The sequence below is a fragment of the Streptomyces sp. bgisy100 genome, assembly GCF_057709105.1.
The window spans coordinates 1-19050 of record NZ_JBYITE010000048.1 but is presented as its reverse complement, the minus strand read 5'-3'; the positions used below and the strand labels follow the sequence as shown (position 1 = coordinate 19050).

At 74.7% G+C, this 19050-nt stretch carries 15 protein-coding genes; 5 read left to right on the top strand and 10 right to left on the bottom strand.

Going from position 1 to position 19050, the window contains the following annotated elements; all coding sequences use genetic code 11:
* Positions 1–35: 35 nt before the first annotated feature.
* The 5 genes from AC3EQ1_RS25610 to AC3EQ1_RS25590 form a co-directional block, all read right to left on the bottom strand.
* A complete protein-coding gene (locus tag AC3EQ1_RS25610; protein ID WP_432096691.1) occupies positions 36–1001 on the bottom strand; it encodes a hypothetical protein in 966 nt (321 codons plus the stop codon).
* A 46-nt stretch (positions 1002–1047) separates the two neighbouring features.
* Positions 1048–2571 carry a hypothetical protein gene (locus AC3EQ1_RS25605; RefSeq protein ID WP_432096690.1) on the bottom strand — a complete coding sequence of 508 codons (1524 nt, stop codon included), beginning with the start codon at positions 2569–2571 and terminating at the stop codon, positions 1048–1050.
* Between the two features lie 213 nt (positions 2572–2784).
* Complete coding sequence (locus tag AC3EQ1_RS25600) at positions 2785–3960, bottom strand: glycosyltransferase (protein WP_432096689.1); 1176 nt, start codon at positions 3958–3960, stop codon at positions 2785–2787.
* Between the two features lie 8 nt (positions 3961–3968).
* A complete protein-coding gene (locus AC3EQ1_RS25595; protein ID WP_432096688.1) occupies positions 3969–5105 on the bottom strand; it encodes a glycosyltransferase family 4 protein in 1137 nt (378 codons plus the stop codon).
* Between the two features lie 100 nt (positions 5106–5205).
* Positions 5206–6633, bottom strand: a complete 1428-nt coding sequence (locus AC3EQ1_RS25590; RefSeq protein ID WP_432096687.1) for a HEAT repeat domain-containing protein — start codon at positions 6631–6633, stop codon at positions 5206–5208.
* Positions 6634–6947: 314 nt separating this feature from the next.
* On the opposite strand from AC3EQ1_RS25590, the gene AC3EQ1_RS25585 reads away from it, so the two are divergent.
* A complete protein-coding gene (locus tag AC3EQ1_RS25585) occupies positions 6948–8414 on the top strand; it encodes a PP2C family protein-serine/threonine phosphatase (protein ID WP_432096686.1) in 1467 nt (488 codons plus the stop codon).
* Positions 8415–8641: 227 nt separating this feature from the next.
* On the opposite strand, the gene AC3EQ1_RS25580 is transcribed toward AC3EQ1_RS25585, so the two are convergent.
* The gene (locus AC3EQ1_RS25580; protein ID WP_432096685.1) at positions 8642–10111 is read right to left on the bottom strand and encodes a DNA-binding protein NsdB; all 1470 of its coding nucleotides are present in this window, start codon (positions 10109–10111) and stop codon (positions 8642–8644) included.
* 232 nt (positions 10112–10343) lie between these two features.
* Here AC3EQ1_RS25580 and AC3EQ1_RS25575 point away from each other — a divergent pair, with 232 nt between their 5' ends.
* Both AC3EQ1_RS25575 and AC3EQ1_RS25570 read left to right on the top strand, forming a co-directional pair.
* A complete protein-coding gene (locus tag AC3EQ1_RS25575; RefSeq protein WP_432096684.1) occupies positions 10344–11462 on the top strand; it encodes an aminoglycoside phosphotransferase family protein in 1119 nt (372 codons plus the stop codon).
* Positions 11463–11808: 346 nt separating this feature from the next.
* Positions 11809–13812, top strand: coding sequence for an N-acetylmuramoyl-L-alanine amidase (locus AC3EQ1_RS25570; RefSeq protein ID WP_432096683.1), 2004 nt, complete (start codon positions 11809–11811; stop codon positions 13810–13812).
* Positions 13813–13990: 178 nt separating this feature from the next.
* Here the strand turns inward: AC3EQ1_RS25570 and AC3EQ1_RS25565 are convergent, their stop codons facing one another.
* The 4 genes from AC3EQ1_RS25565 to AC3EQ1_RS25550 all read right to left on the bottom strand — a co-directional run bounded on the left by AC3EQ1_RS25565 (position 13991) and on the right by AC3EQ1_RS25550 (position 17587).
* Complete coding sequence (locus tag AC3EQ1_RS25565) at positions 13991–14491, bottom strand: hypothetical protein (RefSeq protein ID WP_432096682.1); 501 nt, start codon at positions 14489–14491, stop codon at positions 13991–13993.
* Positions 14492–14676: 185 nt separating this feature from the next.
* Positions 14677–15414, bottom strand: a complete 738-nt coding sequence (locus AC3EQ1_RS25560; protein ID WP_432096681.1) for a response regulator — start codon at positions 15412–15414, stop codon at positions 14677–14679.
* Positions 15411–16643, bottom strand: a complete 1233-nt coding sequence (locus AC3EQ1_RS25555; RefSeq protein WP_432096721.1) for a sensor histidine kinase — start codon at positions 16641–16643, stop codon at positions 15411–15413. Before AC3EQ1_RS25555 ends, AC3EQ1_RS25560 begins: the two co-directional genes overlap by 4 nt.
* 299 nt (positions 16644–16942) lie before the next feature.
* A complete protein-coding gene (locus tag AC3EQ1_RS25550) occupies positions 16943–17587 on the bottom strand; it encodes a CGNR zinc finger domain-containing protein (protein WP_432096720.1) in 645 nt (214 codons plus the stop codon).
* Between the two features lie 53 nt (positions 17588–17640).
* On the opposite strand from AC3EQ1_RS25550, the gene AC3EQ1_RS25545 reads away from it, so the two are divergent.
* Both AC3EQ1_RS25545 and AC3EQ1_RS25540 read left to right on the top strand, forming a co-directional pair.
* Positions 17641–18294, top strand: coding sequence for a pyridoxine/pyridoxamine 5'-phosphate oxidase (locus AC3EQ1_RS25545; protein WP_432096680.1), 654 nt, complete (start codon positions 17641–17643; stop codon positions 18292–18294).
* On the top strand, positions 18285–18977 hold the full coding sequence (locus AC3EQ1_RS25540) for a maleylpyruvate isomerase family mycothiol-dependent enzyme (protein WP_432096679.1): 693 nt from the start codon (positions 18285–18287) through the stop codon (positions 18975–18977). Before AC3EQ1_RS25545 ends, AC3EQ1_RS25540 begins: the two co-directional genes overlap by 10 nt.
* The last annotated feature ends 73 nt before the right edge of the window (positions 18978–19050 follow it).

Sequence of the window (19050 nt, the reverse complement as noted above, 5' to 3'; positions counted from 1 at the left end):
GGTGTGCTGGTGGGTGGTGGGGTGGCGTGGAGCGGTCAGGAGTGGAACGGCAGGCCCGCGTCGGCCGCCAGGTCGAGGTCGTCGGTGTCGTCCGGCGGGAGCAGGGTGGCGGTGCCGTCGCTCAGCGGGACCACGCCGAGCTCCAGGAGCTCGGCCATGGCGGCGCCGCCCGCGAGGTCGCGGACCTGCAACTGGTAGCGGGCGGTGGTGCGGTAGGCGCCGCCGGCGTCGTCCCCGGTGCGCTGCAGGAAGCCCGAGTCGGTGAGGAAGGCGACGGCCTTGCCGACGATGCCGGTGGTCGAACCGGCGAGCCGGCGCGCGTCCTTGGTGGCCCCGGTGGCACTGCGCCGGGCGTAGACGCGCCAGGCGGCCTCCAGGCCGGGGGCGCCGCTGGTGGGGTCGGTGTTCTCGCCCTGCTCGTCGGCGCGCTCCTCCAGGCGGCGGCAGGCCTGGCGGACGAAGGCCTCGACGCCGTTGACGGTGATCCGGCCGATGTAGCCGTCGTCGGCGAGGTCCTCGGGACGGGGGAAGGCCATGGCGGCGACCGCGAGGTGCGCGAGCCCGTGCAGGAACCGGTCGGCGGAGTCCGAGGAGGCGCGGCGGGCGTAGTCGCCCATGCGGACCGCGAAGACGGAGTCCTCGGCGGCGGCCACGGCCATGCCGGCGCGGGTGGACACCTCCAGGACCACCAGGCCCAGCCCGGTGGCGACGGCGTCGGCCAGCCGTGCGAAGGCCGGGTCGTCGCGGTGCCGGCGCAGCAGCTCGGTGTAGTCGGCGTCGCGGGCGGGCTGCAGCTTGGGCTGGAGCCCGAAGGCGACGAGCCGCGCCGCGTCGGCGGCGTCGGCCGGGGTGACGCCGGACGCGGGTGCGTGGGCCGCGGTAGGGGCCTGCGTCCCGGCGTGCGGGTACCCCTCGGCCGCGGTCTCCGTGCCACGGGTGAAGTCGGCTCCGGCCTCGGCGGGCTCGCCGGGCGGGCCGCCGTCGGGGCGGTACGTGGTCACGGCTGCTGCTCCTTGCGGTGGGCGGCGGGGTCGGTGGACGGGACGGTCACGCCGCCTCCGTGCGGTCCGCGGCCATCCCGGCCGCGTCGAGGAGGGCGGTGCCGACGATGAGGTCGGCGCCGCCGAACTCCGGGTCGTCGAGTTCGGTGCCGTCGTCGACGGCGAACAGCAGCCGCTGCTCGCCCTGCCGGTAGGCGGTGCCGACCGGGGGGCTGGCGGCGTGCACCGCGAGCAGGGCCACGAGGTACGGGAGTTCGGGGTCCCGGCGGCGGGCGTCGGCGAGCAGTCCGGACAGGCGCCGCGGAGCGTCCGGCGGGAGGTCGAGGAGCTCCATGGCCCGGGCGAGCTGCTCCTCGCTGAACCGGCTGTCGTCGGGCGTCGCGACCAGGTCGGGCTCCGGCATCTCGGCGCCCAGGTGGTCGCGTTCGACCGGCGGGGTGAACAGCAGGTCCACCAGGTCGCCGAGGCGTACGGCCGAGGGGGTGCGCAGCCCGGTGCCCCGGGCGAAGAAGGCGTCGGTGACCCGGGTCGCCCGCTCGACCGCCAGGGGCAGCACGGGGGCCACCAGCTGCCCGTAGAGGTCGAGGCCGGCACGGGCCGCGGGGGCGGCGAACGCCTGCCGGTCCTGCTCGGCGCGGAACAGCGGTCCGGCCTCCAGCAGCCGGGACTGGAGCTGGGTGTGGCGGCGGATGCAGTCCTTGACGATGTCCACCAGCTCGGCGGCGCGGCGCTTGTGCTCCGGCTCCTCCGCTTCGTCGCGGGCGCGGCGGATGTTGGTGAGGATGGCGTTCTCGTGGCGGTAGCGGTCGGCGACGTGGTCGAGCGCCTCGGCGATCATGTCGGGGACGGTGCGCAGCCAGTCGACGGCGCGGACGTTGCGCCGGGTGGCGTCGAGGGTCCGGCGGAGCGTCTCGGCGTACTGGACCGTGCGGTAGCGGGCCTGTTCGGCGGCGAGTTGCGCGTCGGCGAGCCGGCCGCGGCTGATCAGCACCTCCAGCTTCACCTCGGCGGCGATCTGGGCGCTGGTCACATCGGTGTCGAGGGCGCCGACCAGGACGTTGACCGCTTCGTCGGTGGTGCGCAGGTACACGCTGCCGCCGGGCCCGGGCACCTCCTCCACCAGCTTGAAGTCGTAGTCACGCCGGACGTAGGCGCCGTCCGGGCCGAACGTGCCGTAGACGGCGCGGAATCCGCGGTCCACGCTGCCGACGTTGATGAGGTTCTCCAGCACCCAGCGGGCGACCCGCTCGTGCTCGCCCGCGGGGCGCTCCGGGGCCTGGGCCGCGACCCGCGGCAGCAGCCTGGCCACTATCTGCTCGTGGTCGGCTCCGGTGTCGAAGTCCATGTTGAGCGTGACGAGATCGATGGCGGCGAGCGCGACCTCGGCCATCGCGTAGACCGTGTACTCCCCGGCGAGGTTGGCCTTGCGCACGTCGAGGTCGTGCAGCGGCGCCGTGCAGGCGAGCGCGCGCAGCCGCCGGGCCAGCCCCTCGTCGGCGGCGGGCCCCGGGGCAGCACGGGTCCCCGCGCTGAGCTGGGGCGGAGCGAGTTCCGAGGCGTGCGAAGTCACGACGGACAGAGTAGATCCTCGGACCGACAACGACCGAAACGGCGCGGATGGGGCGGGCCTGTTCGCGCTGCCGGTGCGGCCCGTCGGTCTGCTCCCATCCCGCCCCACGCCACTATGAAACAGCACATCTCACGCAGAGTCGGTCAGTTCACGGGCGAAGCGGGACACCTTCCGGTGCAGGCGGCATGGCCGTGACACGACGCACGGAACCGCTCACGCGGCGGCGCCCCGGGGCCGCGGCCGGGCGGCCGCCGTCAGGACCTCGGCACCGTGCGCGGCGAGGAACGCCTCGACGGCCGGTGCCCAGCCGAACCGTTCGGCGCGGGCCCGGGCCGCCGCCCGCCGCGCCGCCTCCGGCCGGGCGAGCAGCGCCCGCGCCGCGTCGGCGAACGCCACGCCGTCACCGGCCGCGACCGCCCCGCCCGCACCGACGATCGCGGGGAGCGCGGAACCGGCGTGCGCCACCACCGGCGTACCGCAGGCCAGCGCTTCCAGCGCGGCGAGGCCGAAGGTCTCCACGGGGCCGGGAGCGAGGCAGAGGTCGGCGGTGGCCTGGAGCGCGGCCACCTCGTCGGGGTCGGCAAGGTGGCCGAGGAAGGTGACGGGGAGCCGTTCCGCGCGCGCCCGTTCGGCCAGCCGGGAGCGCAGCGGGCCGTCCCCGGCGACCACCAGCACGGCCGGTTCCCCGCGGCGGCGGAGGGCGGCGAGCGCGTCCAGCGCCGTCCCCGCCCCCTTCTCGACGGACAGCCGGGAGCAGAGAGCGAGCAGCGTCTCGCCGGGGGCTGCCCAGCGGGCACGCAGCGCGGCGCCGCCGAGGCCGGGCCGGCGCCGGTCGAGATCGACACCCAAGGGGGCGCGTACGACATTGCGGGCGCCGATCCTGGTGAACTCGCGCTCCGCCCACGCAGTGGTGCAGACGACCCGCGAATAGGACAGCGCGGTGCGCCGGTTGAGCCGGTCCGCCGCCTTCCGGGCCACGCCGTCCGGAACGCCCCAGGTGCCCAGAACGCCGTCCACCGACTCGTGGGAGACCATCACGGCGGGGACGCGGGCGCGCCGGGCCCACTCCCCCGTCCAGCGCAGGGTGGTGCGGTCGGACACCTCCAGCCGGTCGGGGGCGAGGCTCTCCAGCAGCCGGGCGGTCCGGCGGCGGTCGGCCAGCACCCGGTAGCCCCCGGTGGCCGGGAGCCCAGTGCCCGGAAGCGTGATCACCCGCCCCTGGGCGGTCCGTTCGTCGCGGTACGACTCGCCGGGGACGACCAGAACGGGCTCATGGCCCGCCGCCCGGTAGCCCGCGCCCAGTGCGGCCAGCGCGGTGCGCAGTCCGCCGGAGGAGGGGGTGACGAAGTTGGCCAGCCGGACGATCCGCAGCGGTCCCTCGCGCGTCATGGCGCCGGTCATGCCGCCACCGCCGTCCGGGCCGTGAGGATCTCGGCGTAGTGGCCGAGGAGCCGGTCGCCGACCGATTCCCAGGTGCGCTCCGCCACGGCCGCGCGCCCGGCCCGCCCGAACCGGGCCCGCCGCTCCGGATCGGCCAGCAGGGAGCGGACGGCACGGGTCAGGGCGGCGGGGTCCCGCGGCGGTACGAGCAGGCCCGTGCGGCCGTGATCGACCAGGTCGAGGGGCCCGCCGGCCGCCGGCGCCACCACCGGCACCCCGCTGGCCATGGCCTCCTGCGCCGTCTGGCAGAACGTCTCGTACGGCCCGGTGTGCACGAACAGGTCCAGCGAGGCGAAGATGCGGGCGAGGTCGCCGCCGGTGCGACGGCCGAGGAAGCGGGCCCCGGGCATCGCCGCACGGAGTCCCGGGGCGCTGGGGCCGTCCCCGACGACGACCAGCCGCGCCCCCGGGAGCATGGCCGTCCCCGCCAGCAGGTCCACCTGCTTCTCGGGCGCGAGGCGGCCGACGTAGCCGACGAGCAGTTCGCCGCCCGGGGCGAGGGAACGGCGCAGTGCGGGGTCGCGCAGCGCGGGGCGGAACCGCTCGGCGTCCACGCCCCGGGGCCAGAGCCGCACCCGCGGAACGCCGTGTTCCACGAGGTCGCGGACGGCGGCCGAGGAGGGGGCGAGGGTACGGTCGGCGGCGGCGTGCACGGAGCGTATCCGCCGCCATGCGGCGTTCTCACCGGCGCCGACGTAGGTGCGGGCGTAGCCGCCGAGGTCCGTCTGGTAGACGGCGACGGCAGGGATGCCGAGACGTGCGGCGGCGGTCATGCCGCGGACCCCGAGGACGAAGGGGCCGGCCAGGTGCACGAGATCGGCGCGGTGCGCGGCCAGCGAGGCGGCGACCCGCCGGCTGGGCAGCGCCACCCGCACCTGGGGGTAGCCGGGGAGCGGCAGCGAGGGCACCCGGACCACCGGGCAGGGATCGGCGGCGGAGATGTCGGGGACGGCCGGGCCGTCGTGCGGCCCGGCCGGTGCGATCACCAGGGGGTCGTGACCGCGCCGGACGAGGTGCCGGGCGGTCTGCAGGGCGCAGTGGGCCACGCCGTTGACGTCGGGGGGAAAGGACTCGGTGACGATGACGACACGCATACGGGTGTTGTCGGCCGCCGGGACGTGCCCCCGGCCACGGGGATCTGTCCGCCGGGGGAACGTCCCATGAGCGTTTGCGCGGCGATGCCGCGCGCAGGCGTCACACGGCGGGCATGTCGGGCCCGATCCGGCTGCGGACGGCCGTCTGGACCTCCGCCTCCTCCGCCGGGTCCGCGGCGAGCCGGCGGAGCTGGTCGACGACGCGGATGTCGCCGATCGCGGCGTGCCGGGCCGCCAGCTCGCGGGTGGTCTCCTCGCAGTCCCACAGGCACTCCACGGCGAAGCCCGCGGCGAACGACGGGTCGGTGGCGGCCAGCGCGCGGGCGGCCCGCCCGCGCAGCTGTGAGGAGGAGGTCTCGCGGTAGATGTGGCGCAGCACCGGGGCGGCGCAGGCGATCGACAGCCGGCCCGCGCCGTCGACCAGCGTCCACAGCTCGGCGGCGTCCGCGCCCTCGGTGCGGACGGTCGTACGCAGGGCGGCGAGCACCAGCTCGGAGTCCTGACGGCCGCCCCGGCAGGCGAGCACGCCCGCCGCCGCCCGGCCCACCGCGTCCGGCCGGCGGGCCCAGCCGCGGGCCCGTTCCAGCGCGGCCACGCTGCGCATGCGTTCGAAGGAGGCGATGGCGACCTCCGCCACGACGGCCGACGGGCTCGCCGCGGCGGCGTCCAGCAGGTCCAGGGCCTCGGGGTCCTGCTGCTCCGCGAGGTGGCGCAGGGCGGTGCAGCGGGCGCCGTCCGGGCCCGAGCGGGCGGCTTCGACGATCTCCGGACGGTCCTCGGGGCCGGCCACGGCGGTCATGCAGCGGGCGGCAGCCGCGTGGCGCGGCTGCGAGGGGTGCTGGTCGAGGCCCTGCTGCGCCCAGTCGAGGACCTCCCGGACGCTCCACCCGGGGCGCGGCCCGCTCGGCCTGAGCTGCCGCTGCCAGCGGTCGAAGCTGCCCTGTTCCCGGGCGGCGCGCACCCGGGCCGCGGTGTCCGGGTCGTCCCGGTCGTCGGCCCACAGCCGCCACGGCCGGGGTTCGAAGGCGTCCCGGACGGCCGCGGCGAGGTCGGCCTCGCCCTGCGGGGTGCGGGGGAACCGGGCGACCACCGCGCGGCCGAGGGCCTTCAGCGCGTCGTCCTCGTCACGGAGGGCCAGCTCGTCCAGCGCCCAGGCCCAGTTGCTGCCGGCGACGGCGTAGCGGCGGAGGAGCAGCAGGGCATCGGTGCGCCCGTAGCTGGCGAGGTGGCCGAGGACGGCGAGGGCGAGCCCGGTGCGCTGTTCGGAGCTGTCCACCAGGTCGTCGGGGTGGAACAGGTGCTGTTCGATCGGGTCGAGCCCGCCGTCGAGCTCGAGGTGGAGCCGCGCGTAGTACAGGGAGCGGTTCTCGATCTGCCAGTCGTGCCGGGGGTCGTGCAGCACACAGTGGTGCAGCGCGGCGAGCGCCTCGGCCCGCGGCGCCGCGAGAGCATGCAGGGTCCCGTCGCCGCGGCCTCGCTGCAGGAGGCCGAGGAGGGTGCCACTGGGCGCTATGTCTGGATCGAACATGAGGTCAGCATCCGGTGCGGTGGGTTCGCTGGCAACGGGATTTCCGCCGACCGGCATTCTTGCCGGTGACCACGGGATCTACGCCTGATGAGCAGCGCGGATTTCCGTACCCGAGCGCCGCAGCCTACCCGGACCGTATGATTCCGCCGAGCCGGGGCGACGAACCGGAGAAACCGCCCTTCAAGGCCCCTGGCATATGCCGGAAGCACCACCGAATCGGGTGTTGCCAAATCCCTTACGGGTCGTCGCTCCCTGTGCAACAGTCGTTACCGGCCCTTCCCTCAGACTCGGCCGCGCTTATATCGGAGTACGTGATGCCGCCCCACTCGTTCGCGGACCGTCCAGCCGCTCAGCCGCCGGAGCGCGGCGCGGTGGACGCCCTCATCTCCCAGACCCGCCGCTTACGCGGAGGCGTCGACGCCGTACGGCGGGACGCCTCATCGGCCGAGGACGATCCCCGGCTCCGCTGGCAGCGGGCGCTCTGCGACCTCGCGGTGCATCACCTCGACGACCTGGGCCAGCAGCTCGGACAGCTGCGCGAGGGGCTGCCGCCCGACCTCGTCCCCGCCGATGCCGCGCCGGACACCGTCGTTTCCGCGCCGCCCGCCGGGACGCCGTCCCCCGCCGGGCGGGGCTCTCTGCTCAGCCGGGTGGGCAGCGCCGAGTGGAATCTGCTCACCGACGAAGTGGACTGGTCGGACGAGCTGTTCCGGATCTTCGGGCGCACCCCCGAGGACGGTCCGCTCTCTCTCGACGAGCTGCCGTCCTGGCTGTTCGCGGAGGACCAGGGGCTGTTGACCGCCATGGTCACGGACTGCCTGGTGGACGGGAAGCCCATCGACGGCGAGTTCCGCATCGTGCGTGCCGACGGCTCCGTCCGCACGCTCCACATGATGGGCGAGCCGGTGCTCGACGCCGACGGCTGCACGGCCTCCATGTGGGCCGTGCTGCGTGACGTCAGCGAGCTGCGACGCAGCCAGCGGGCGGTGCGCGAGACCCGTGACTCGCTGCAGCGCCAGCGGCACATCGCGCAGACAGAGCGCCGGCTTGCGGTCGAGCTGCAGGAAGCCGTGCTGCCTCCCTGGCGCGGCTCCCTGCGGTTCCCGCAGGGCGGTCAGGCCTCGCTCGACCTGGCCGCCCACTACCTCCCCTCCGGCACCGGCGCCCTCATCGGCGGCAACTGGTACGACGCCCTGCACCTGCCCGACGGGCAGACCCTGCTCAGCGTCGGCGACCTCACCGGGCACGGCGTGGCCGCCACCTCCGGGATGGCCATGCTGCTCGGCGCGCTGCGCGGTATGGCGGTCGCGGGCGTGGCGCCCGGGGCGCTGATGGGCTGGCTCAACCAGCTGCTCGACGCCTCGGCCCAGCCCGCTCTGGGCAGCGCCCTCTGCTGCCGCTACGACTCCCGCAACGGCGCCCTGTCCTGGTCACAGGCGGGACACTCCGCACCGCTGCTGTTCCGCGACGGGGTGGGGCGCACCCTGCCGCAGCCGGGCGGAGTCCTCCTCGGCGCCACCTCCGGAGCCTCGTACGGGCAGGCCGAGGAGCAGCTTGCCCCCGGTGACCTGCTGGTCCTGCACACCGGCGGCCTCGCCCCCTCCTTCACCGACCCCACCAGCCCCGACGGCGACGTGGCAGTGCAGCGGCTGCTGGCCCTCGGCCCTCGACTGTCGGCCGCCCGCAGCGCGCAGGAGTGCGTGCGGATCGTGGCCGAGGAATTCGGTGAGACGGATCGCGAGGACGACGCATGCGTGATGATCGCGCGGATCGACGCGTAGCACCGGCACCGGCGACCACAGCGCCGGCGTCCTTCCCGACGGCCTCCGCAGATTTGACCTGCACCGCGGATTCCCGCACCCACGCCCCGGAGCAGCCGGGCGCGGAGCCTCGATCTCTGACTCTGAAGCGCAGATCTCCGAAGCGCAGATCTCTGAAGCGCAAGGGTCTGCTGCGGAACTGTCGTCGCGTCAGGGGCAGGAGCACCCGCCGTCCCGAACGGGCCCCGTCACACCGTTGAGCTCCTGCCCTTGGCGGGGCTCTTCGGCATGGCCTGCTGGATCTCCTCGCGCAGGTCCTCGATCCTGCCGTATCCGGCGTACTGCCCGGTCAGCCGGTACATCTCGCGGAGCCGGTCCCAGGTGCGGTGCGAGGAGGTCTCCCCCATCGACACCAGCGCGAGCCGGGCGTACCGGTCGGCCTGTTCCGGGTCGTCGGCGATGAAGCAGGCCGAGGCGAGGGAGATGTAGTCGAAGATCTTCGACCGCTGACGGCCGTTCTCCCGCAGCCGCAGCGCCTCCTTGGCGTGCCGCTGGGCAATGACGGCGGCGGAGGGGTCGTGCTCGGCGAAGGTGCGGAAGGCGAGGGCCTGCATGCCGTGGAGATCCGCCTCGTCGAACATCTGCATCCAACTCGGCGGCGGGACATCGCCCTTGTCCGAGACGAAGAGCTCCTCGGCCTCGCCCAGCGTGCGCCGCATCGCCTGGCCGCGCCCCATCGACGCCTGGGCCCACGCCTCGATGGTGTACAGCATCGCGCGGGTGCGCGGGAGGGTCTCCTCCCCGGAGCCGGACTTGGCCAGCTTCATCAGGTCCAGGGCGTCGTCCGGGCGGCCCAGGTGCACCATCTGCCGGGCGGCGCGGGAGAGCGCCTCGCCCGCCCGCGGCCGGTCGCCGCCCTCGCGGGCGGCGTGGGCCGCGATCACGAAGTACTTCTGCGCCGTGGGCTCCAGACCCACGTCGTGGGACATCCAGCCGGCGAGGACGGCGAGGTTGGCCGCCACCCCCCACAGCCGGCGCTGGAGATGGTCGGGGTGCCGGTAGGCGAGCATGCCGCCCACCTCGTTGAGCTGGCCGACCACCGCCTTGCGCTGCAGTCCGCCGCCGCGGGCGGCGTCCCAGGCCCGGAAGACTTCGACCGAGTGCTCCAGCGCCTCGATCTCCTGCGACCCCACGGGGGCCGCCTCGTACCGGTCGAAGGCCGCCGGATCGACGGTGGACGTGCCGCCCCCGACGCCGTCGGCGGCGAGGGACGGGTCGGTGTGGAGCCAGTCGTGCATGGCGCCGGTGAGTGCTGAGCCTGCGGCGAGCGCGGCGCCCGCGCCCACCAAGCCGCGTCGGTTGAGCATGAGGTCCATTCCCGTGAATTCGGTGAGGACCGCGGCGGTCCGTTCGGGCGCCCACGGCAGTCCCTCGGCGGACTGCCGTTTCCCTGCGCGTCCCTGTCGGTCGAGCCCGAGATCCTCGATGGTCACGACACGACCGAGTCGCTCGGTGAACAGGGATGCCAAAACCTGCGGCACGGGATCGCGCGGCACTTCGCCGGTATCGATCCAACGCCGCACCCGCGAGGTGTCGGTGGCCAGCTGCGGATGGCCCATGGCCGCCGCATGCCGGTTCACCAGCCTCGCGAGCTCGCCCTTGGACCAGCCGGCCAGGCCGAACAGGTCCGCGAGTCGGGTGTTGGGTTCCTTGGTCACGTCAAGCCCCCAGGTTCCTCGGCTGAGTTGACAGTAACCGGCCGTCATGGGCCGGGCGACTATTCGCCAGGGTTCGCCAGGGTGCGCCAGATGGTGTGCCACCCGCGGCCGGGTGTCCTGTAGGAACGCGCCTCCCCGGCCTGGCGGGCGGCCCGCATTCCCCAGGGTGCCGGCCGCCCTCGGGGCCGGGAGCGCAACAACTCGTCGGCACGCGAAGGGATCTGTCACGCCCATGTACGCAGCATCGTCCTCCGTGTCCGCCCCGCCCCGCCCGTACCGCCCGCAGCCGACCGGCAGCGGGCCGTATCTCGACCCGGCCCACGCCGCGACGGTCGGCGGCGGTCGGCCACGGCGGGCGCCTGGACCGGGCGCCCAACCGCTCAGCGGGAGAATCGACTTGTCCGGCCCCCAGGGCGCTCAGCTGCGCACGGTGATCGCTGCGGTGCACCGCATCTGTCCGGAGTTCAATCCGGTACAGGTGCTCCGGCGCAGCGGGCGGTCCGTACTACTGGTCGGGACGACGGGCCGCAGCAGCGCCGTCGCCAAGTGCTTACTCGACCACTCCCCCGCCTGGGCGGAGCGGTTCCGGCAGGAAATAGCGGCATACCGCGCGTTCGTCCGGCACCGCCCGCCCGTGCGGGTGCCCCGGCTGATCGCGGCGGACCCGGACAACTGCACGCTGGTGATCGAGCGCATGCCGGGGCGCGTGGCGTCCCTGCAGCGGCACCCGGCCGAGACACCGCCGCGCGCCGACGTACGGGCGGCGCTGGGCGCGATCTGCCGTGTCAACCAGTGGCGGCCGCCGGCCGGCCTGTTCGACGCCCCGGTCGACTACGCCAGCCGGATGACGCGCTACCACGAGCTGGGGCTGCTCACCGACCGCGACATGGGGGATCTGCAGAAGCTGCTGCACGGGCTGGCGCACGGCGCCGGGAAGCACGTCCCGACACAGTTCTGCCACGGCGACGCGCAGCTCTCCAATGTGCTGCTGTCCCCCGCGGGCGCCGTCCTCGTCGACTGGGAGCACGCCGGCTGGTATCTCCCGGGCTACGACCTGGCGACGCTCTGGTCGGTGCTCGGTGACGCACCGGTCGCCCGTCGGCAGATCAGCCAGCTGGCCCAGGCGGCCGGCCCGGCCGCTCGGGACGCCTTCCTGGTGAATCTGATGCTGGTGCTGACGCGGGAGATCCGCACCTACGAGACCGCCGTGCAGCGGACCATGCACGACCCGGCGCCGGCCGTGCAGGCTCCCGGCTCGACGGGTGAGGAGCAGCGGCTGCTGCTCCGTCGGCTGCACGACGACTGCGCCATGGCGCGCCGGGCCGTACGGGCGGCAGTCGGCACGCGCTGACCGAGTGGGGACGGTGGCCGACCCGGGTATCCGGGTCGGCCACCGTCCCCACTCCGGGGCCGGCACGCTCCCGGGACGCGACGGACCGGCGCGGGGTGAACCCTCTGGGCCGATCGGTCGAAATTCCCTGGTGCTCCGCGGCCCGGCTCCGGTCCGCTCCGCAGCCCCGCAACAGCCTCTCGGCCTTGTATTCCGTACCTCTGGCGCTCCTTCCAGGACATGCAAACTCCTCCGCCGCAGCGTGATTGACGGATCGTCTGACTAGCGATAGCTGTAGTCGGGTTCCACGCCATCCCCATCCCGTCTGCGCATCACCTGGCACGGTCCAGCCCGAGGAGGCTGCTGCATGCGAGGATCCGCTCACGAAGGCGCGAGAGGCACCCGGCGGCTCGGGGGGCGGGCGGTCGTCGCGACAGCCGGCGCCGCTCTGCTGATCCCCCTGGTCGCCGCCGCGCCGTCCGCCACCGCCGCCCGGCCCGACGCCTACTCCCTCGAGCAGGCGTTCACCGACGCGGCGCAGCGGTACCAGGTGCCCCGGAGCGTGCTGCTCGGGGTCTCCTACCTGCAGTCCCGGTGGGACAGCCACCACGGGGAGCCGTCCGTCTCCGGCGGCTACGGCCCCATGCATCTGACGGACGCCCGGACCGCGCTGGCGGAGGCCCCGCCCCTGGCGCACGCCGGCGAGGAGGATCCGCGTGGCGACGGTTCCCGGTCGCGCCGGGCCGTTCCCGAGCAGCCGGCCGAGGTTCCGGAGCCGTCGGAGGTGCCGGCCCGGCTGCGGACGCTCCAGCGGGCCGCCGAGCTGACGGATCTCGCCCCGCGCCGGCTCCGGGAGGACGACGCGGCCAACATCAGCGGTGGCGCGGCGCTGCTCGCCGCCGCCCAGGAGTCGCTCGGTCTGCCGCTCAGCGGGGATCCGGCGCAGTGGTACGCGGCCGTGGCCCGGTACTCCGGTGCCGACGACCGTGCCACGGCGGCCGGCTACGCCGACGATGTGTTCCAGGTGATCCGGCACGGCGAGCGGCGCACCACCGACAGCGGGCAGGAGGTCGCACTGCCCGGTGCGCCCGGGCTGGAGCCGGCCACCGAGCAGGCGCCGCGGCTGGGCCTGCGCGCCACGGCCGCGGGCAAGGCGGAGTGCCCGACCGCGGTGGCGTGCGAGTGGATTCCGGCCCCGTACAAGGAGTTCGGCGAGGGGAGCGAGCGGGACTACGGCAACCACGACAAGGCCGACCGGCCCCGCAGCCAGAAGATCGAGTACATCATCGTGCACGACACCGAGGGTCCGTGGGACGTGACGATCGACCTGATCAAGGATCCGACGTACGTCTCCTGGCAGTACAGCCTGCGTTCCTCGGACGGCCATGTCGCCCAGCACGTTCCGCTCAAGGACGTCGCCTGGCACTCGGGGAACTGGTTCGTGAACGCCAAGTCCATCGGTCTGGAGCACGAGGGCTTCCTCACCGCGCCCGACGCCTGGTACACGGAGGCGATGTACCGCGCCTCGGCCCGGCTGGTGCAGCATCTGGCGAAACGATTCGACATCCCGCTGGACCGGCAGCACATCCTGGGCCACGACAACGTCCCGGGCCCGACGGCGATGACGATTCCCGGGATGCACACCGACCCCGGTCCGTACTGGGACTGGGCGCACTACTTCGAGCTGCTGGGCGCCCCGCTGCGGTCGACCGCGGACGCGAAGGGCGGGCTGGTGACGATCCGGCCCGACTACGCCCGGAACAAGCCCGTCTACACCGGCTGCAAGAAGGACAGCAAGGAGAAGTGCCCGTCGCACGGCTCCGGCGCCGTCCGGCTGCACACCGCGCCGCGTGCGGACGCGCCGCTGGTCAAGGACATCGGGCTGCATCCGCCGAACGGTGACGACTCGACGACCGGGGTCAACGATCTCGGTGCGCGGGCCTCCACCGGCCAGCAGTTCGCGGTCGCCGAGCGGAAGGGCGACTGGACGGCGGTCTGGTACCTGGGCCAGAAGGCCTGGTTCCACAACCCGGCCAAGCAGCCGACGGCAGTGAACGCCAAGGGACGGGTCGCCACCCCGAAGGCGGGCCGGAAGACCGTCGAGGTGTTCGGGCGCGCGTACCCGGAGGCGGCTGCCTACCCGAAGGACATTCCCGTCCAGCCGCTGTCCGCGCTGCCGTACAAGCTGGGGGCCGGCGAGAAGTACGCCGTGGGCCCGAAGATCAGCGGTGAGTACTACTACGCCCCGACCTTCGACACCAAGGGCCACCGGGTGGTCCGGGGGAAGCAGAAGTACTACCAGATCCAGGCCGGCCACCGGGTGGCGTTCGTGAAGGCCGAGGACGTGACCGTGCGCCAGTCGGACCAGTAGCCCCGGCTCCCGCCGGGCTCGGGTGCCGCCCGCCCCGGGGGACGGCCCGTACGGTCTGTGCCGCCGCTCCGCCACCTGTGTGGGGCGGCGGCACCACTGTGGGCTCGGCTCGGCGCGGCTGCCTGTGGGCGGCTCCGCGTGGACAGCCGTGGCCCGCTCCGCGCGGACGGCCGAGCGGTCAGCTCTGCTGGAACATCTCCGCGGGCAGCGGCTTGAGCAGCTGGTACAGGTCGTCGGTGATCGGGCGGTCCCAGCTGGCGATGGTGACGAGCACGCCGTCGCTGCGGTCGAACTGGGCGCAGGAGATCCGGCTCTCCGAGAGCTTGATCCGCCGCACGATCAGCAGGTTGTCCTCGTGCATCACCGGGGTGTCCTCGGTCTCCACGACGTGCACCGGCTCCTCGTTGCCCAGCGCGGCGAGGAGCTGGGCCACCTCGAAGGGGGCCTGGTCCTCACCGAGTTCACGGGCCGGGGAGCCCGCGGGCAGATTGCCGATGATCATCGCCGGGCCGCGGCCGCCGAACAGGTCGTAGCGGAGGAAGACGCCCTGGCAGCTGCCGTCCGGGGCAGGCAGCAGGCCCGCGCCGAGATTGCCCGGCCAGTCACTGGGATCCATCGCGAGGACATCGAAGTCCGGCCCGGTGGGCGTGGCTGCGCTGCGGCGGCGGAGGAAGGACATGCCGACATGGTACGTGCCCGCCGACCGCGCGCGATCCGCACCGGGGCGCCGCCGGGAGCGTGCCGCGGTGCTCCGGGGAGCGCACACCGGCGGTCGGCCGGCCCGGTGCGGGGCCGCACGCCGGAGAGCGGCGGCGCCGGGGCCGGGACCGTCCGAACGGACCGCCCGAACAGCCCGGCGGCCCGTCAGCCGGACCGCCGTGGCGGTGGCGCGGCCGGTGACCGGTGTTCCTCCGTCACGGGCCCCACGAGTCCGGCTTCGTAGGCGAGGATCACCGCATGCGTACGGTTGTTCGCATTGAGCTTGGCCAGCAGGTTCCCCACGTGGGTCTTGACCGTCTCCAGGGCCACGGTCAGCCGGGTGGAGATCTGCTGGTTGGACAGCCCCTGGGCCATCAGGCGGACGATCTCGGTCTCACGGCCGGTGAGCGTCGCGGCACCTCCGGTGGCCGGGTCCCGGCGGACGAGCCGTGCGGGGGCCGGTGGCCGGACGGCACCGGGGAACAGCACGGAGTCACCGGTGGCGACCAGCCGGACGGCGTGCGCGATCTGCTGCGACGGGGCGCGCTTGCGGATGAACCCGCTGGCGCCGGCCCGCAGGGCGTCGTGGACGTGCTCGTCGTTCTCGAAGGTGGTGATCACGACGACCTTCGGCGGACGGGCCAGTTCCGCGTGCAGCCGGCGGATGGCCTCGATGCCGCCGACCCGGGGCATCCGGAGGTCCATCAGCACCACGTCGGGGCGCAGCTCGGTGACGAGCGGGAGCACCTCGTCGCCGTCGGCCGCCTCGCCCACGACGTCCAGGTCGGGCTTGGCCGACAGCAGGGTGCGCAGTCCGGTGCGGGTGAGTTCCTCGTCGTCGACGATCAGGACGGTCACCGGCCGTTCCTCGGCGGCGGCCTGCGCGACCGGGGTGCCGGTCACGGCGCGGGCCGCAGCGGCAGCCGTGCGACGAGCCGCCAGCGGCCTCCGCCGGACGGGTCCGGGTCGTCCACCGGTCCTGCGGTCACCTCGCCGCGCAGCAGCCGGACCCGTTCGGTGATGCCGGTGAGGCCGTGCCCGTGGCGTCCCGACGGCCGGCCCGCCGCCGTGGCGACGGGGTTGGTGAGCTCCACCTCCAGCAGGCCGCCGCGGACGGCGACCCGCAGGGTGAGGCCGGTCTGTCCGCCATGCCGTAACGCGTTGGTCAGGCCCTCCTGGATGATCCGGTACGCCTCCCGCGACACGGTGGCGGGGAGGCGGTCGAGGTCACCGGTGGTCTCGACGGTCAGCTCGGCGCCCGCCCGGCGGACGGTGCCGGTGAGTGCTCCGAGGTCGGTCAGTGTGCGCCGGGGTGCCGTGGGGGACGGTTCCGCGCGGAGGACGCCGAGGACGTGGTCGAGGTCGTCCAGCGCGGCGCGCGAGGTCTCCTCGATGCTGCTCAGGGCGCTGAGGGCGGCCTGTGGATCGCTGCCCAGGAGTTCCCTGGCGACGGCGGCCTGGATGGTGGCCGCGGTGAGGGTGTGTCCGATCGAGTCGTGCAACTCCTGTGCCAGCCGGTTGCGTTGGGCCTCCTGACGCATCCGCTCCTCGGCGGCGGCCAGCCGCTCGGCGGGCCGGAGATCCAACAGGGCCGGGGCGAGCAGCCGCAGCACCGCCGCTCCTCCGGCGGTGACACCACAGGCCGCCACCAGGCACCCGGCCGCGGCGCCCAGGGTCCACACTCCCTGCGGGCCCGCCGGCACCCGGACTTCGGTGCGGTGTATGTCGATGACACCTCCGCCGTCGAGCCAGACCGTGACGAAGGCGACCGCCGCGAAGACCAGCAGCCCGGTCACCGCGGTCACCATGGCGCCGAGCGCCATGTGCGGCACCAGCCAGGCCGAGGTCCGCAGCCGGTCGGCCCAGCGGGACCGCGGTGCCGCGGCCGGGGCGGGGAGTCCGGTCCCCAGCAGTCCGTTGGCCAGCCGCACGCTTCCCCGCCGGGCGGCGGCGGGCGCGCCCATGGCCACGATCACCGCGGCCGTGGCGAGGCAGCCGGCCGCCACTCCTGCCGGAGTGGGGCGGCCGAACGCCGCCAGGACGGCGGTCAGGGGCGGCAGGCTCAGTGCCGCCCCGAGGCACGCATGGAGCCAACTGCGGTACACGGCACCGCCGAACAGCGGTCGCATCATCGTCTGCACGCCGGAACAGTATGTCCGCGCCGGGAGGCGGCACCTCCCCCTGAAGAGCCAGACCGGGGCCCCCCGGTGAGCGGAGCTGGCACTTCCGCCCGACGCCCTTCGTCCGGCAAGCATTCTTACGGCGTGGCTTCGTCGGGCACTGCTTCACCCGGCACTGGCTTCATCCGGCACCGCTTTCAACCGTCGCCGCTTCGCCCGGCGCCTTCCCTCCCACGCCGCTTCGTCCGGTGGCTCCGGACCTTCGCGCCGGGGTTCTCCGCTGCGTCTTCCGTTCGGGCGCCCGGGGTGGCTCACCCCTCCCGCCCGGCCCCCGGCGCGGGGCCGCCGGTGCGGTCCCGGTGCCGCGCGTGGTGGCGGGCCACCCGGGCGCGGTTGCCGCAGGACGGCTTGCACCACTCCTGGCGGGGGTGGTCCTGGAGAAAGTAGCGCACGCAGCGCGGCGCCGGGCAGGCCCGCAGCCGCGCCCGGCCGGGCCCCGTCAGCAGGGCGACCGCGGCGAGGGCGAGAGCCGCGGCCACCCGGTCGGCGGGGGACGCGGGCGCGGCGGCGGTGGGTACGGCCACCGGTTCGCCGCCCTCCGGCCAGTCCAGGCGCGGCGCGGTGGGCACCCGCCCGGCGGCCCGGGCCAGGGTCTGCAGGGCGTCCTCGGCGGTGGGCAGCCGCCCTGCGTCGGCCCGGCTCGCGGGGCGCGGCGCCACGGCCCGCGCGAACAGCGCGCGCACCGCGGTGCGCACCTCCCGCACGGCGCTCAGCACGGTCTCGTCCGCGGTGACCGGGCCGGCGTCCAGGGCGGAGCGCAGCCGTTCCTCCCGGCCACGCAGCCACTGGGCCAGGCCGTCGACTGTTTCCAGGTCGTCGGTGACGCCGCCCGCACCGTCGTGCCGGATGGTGACCGCGAGTTCGAGTGCCAGCTGTTCCGTCATCGGGCTGATCATCATCGGGCTAATGCTAGCCTCACGATCAACCATTAGCCACGGAGGGGGATTTCATGTCCGATCTGCGGGAACTGCTGCGGGGGCTGGAGGTGTTCGCGGGCGATCCGCCCCGGTTCGATCCCGGGAGCGCGCCCGCCGGCCCGGACGGGCTGTTCGGTGAGTGGCTGCTGGGGGCGGTGAAGGCCGGCGTCCCGGCACCCCACGCCATGACGTTGTCCACGGCCGGCGCCGACGGCGCGCCGTCCGCCCGCGTCCTGATCCTGAAGAACGTGACCGCGGACGGCTGGCAGTTCGCCACCGACGCGGCCTCCGCCAAGGGCCGCGACCTCGCCGCCCGGCCGTACGCCGCGCTGACCTTCCACTGGCAGCCGCTCGCCCGGCAGGTCCGCGTCCGGGGTCCGGTGACCGCGGAGAGCCCGGAGCGCAGCGCCGCCGACTTCCTCGCCCGGAGTACCGCGGCCCGGGCGGAGTCCCTGCTGGGCAGGCAGAGCAGCCCGCTCGAGGACCTCACCGTCCGGGACCGGGCGGTGCGGGAGTCCCTGGCGCGACTGGAGCGGGACCCGGAACTCGTGGCTCCGGGCTGGACGCTGTACACCCTCCGGGCCGACGAGGTGGAGTTCTGGCAGGGCGACCGGGACCGCCGGCACACCCGGCTCGTCTACCGCCGCACCGGGTCCGACTGGCGCAAGGAGCTGCTGTGGCCGTGACACCCCCGCTGGATGCCGTGCTCGCCGCCCAGCGGCGGCTGGACGGGCTGCTGGACGGGCTCACCGACGCGGTGGTACGGGCGCCGAGCGCGCTGCCCGGCTGGTCGCGTGCGCATGTGCTGGCGCATCTCGAAGGGGTCGGCGCCGCGCTCGCGCGGCAGGCCCGGTACGCCACCCGGGGCGAGACGGTCGAGGTGTACGACGGCGGGCGGCCGGCCCGGGACGCCGCCATCGAGGCGGGTGCGGAGCGGTCCGCCGAGGATCTGCGGTGGGCTGTGCGGAGCATGCTTGGCTCGGCCGAGGAGGTCTGGTCGGGGCTCGGCCCCGAGCAGTGGCGGCTCCCGGTGCGCTACCGCGACGGCGAGGTGACGACCGCACTGCTGGCCTGGTGGCGTGAGGTGGAGATGCACACCGCCGACCTGCTGCTGGGGCACGGGCCGAACGGCTGGTCCCGCGCATTCTGTGCGCACGCCCTGGACTTCCTCGCGCCGCGGGCGCCCGAGGGCGGTCTGACGCTGGTGGCGGCCGACGGGCCCGAGGTGCGCACTCTGGGGACGGGCGAGCGGCCGGTCACCGTGCGCGGGGCGCTGACCGATCTGACGGCGTGGCTGGCGGGCCGGGTTCCGGAGGACCGGGTCGACGCGGAGCCGGGTCCGCTCCCCGAACTCCGGCCGTGGCCCTGACCGTCGGAATGTGCCGGTCCGCCCGCCCCGGCGGGTGGACCGGCGCCGTGCCGCGCCGCGGGGCCTCCCCTGC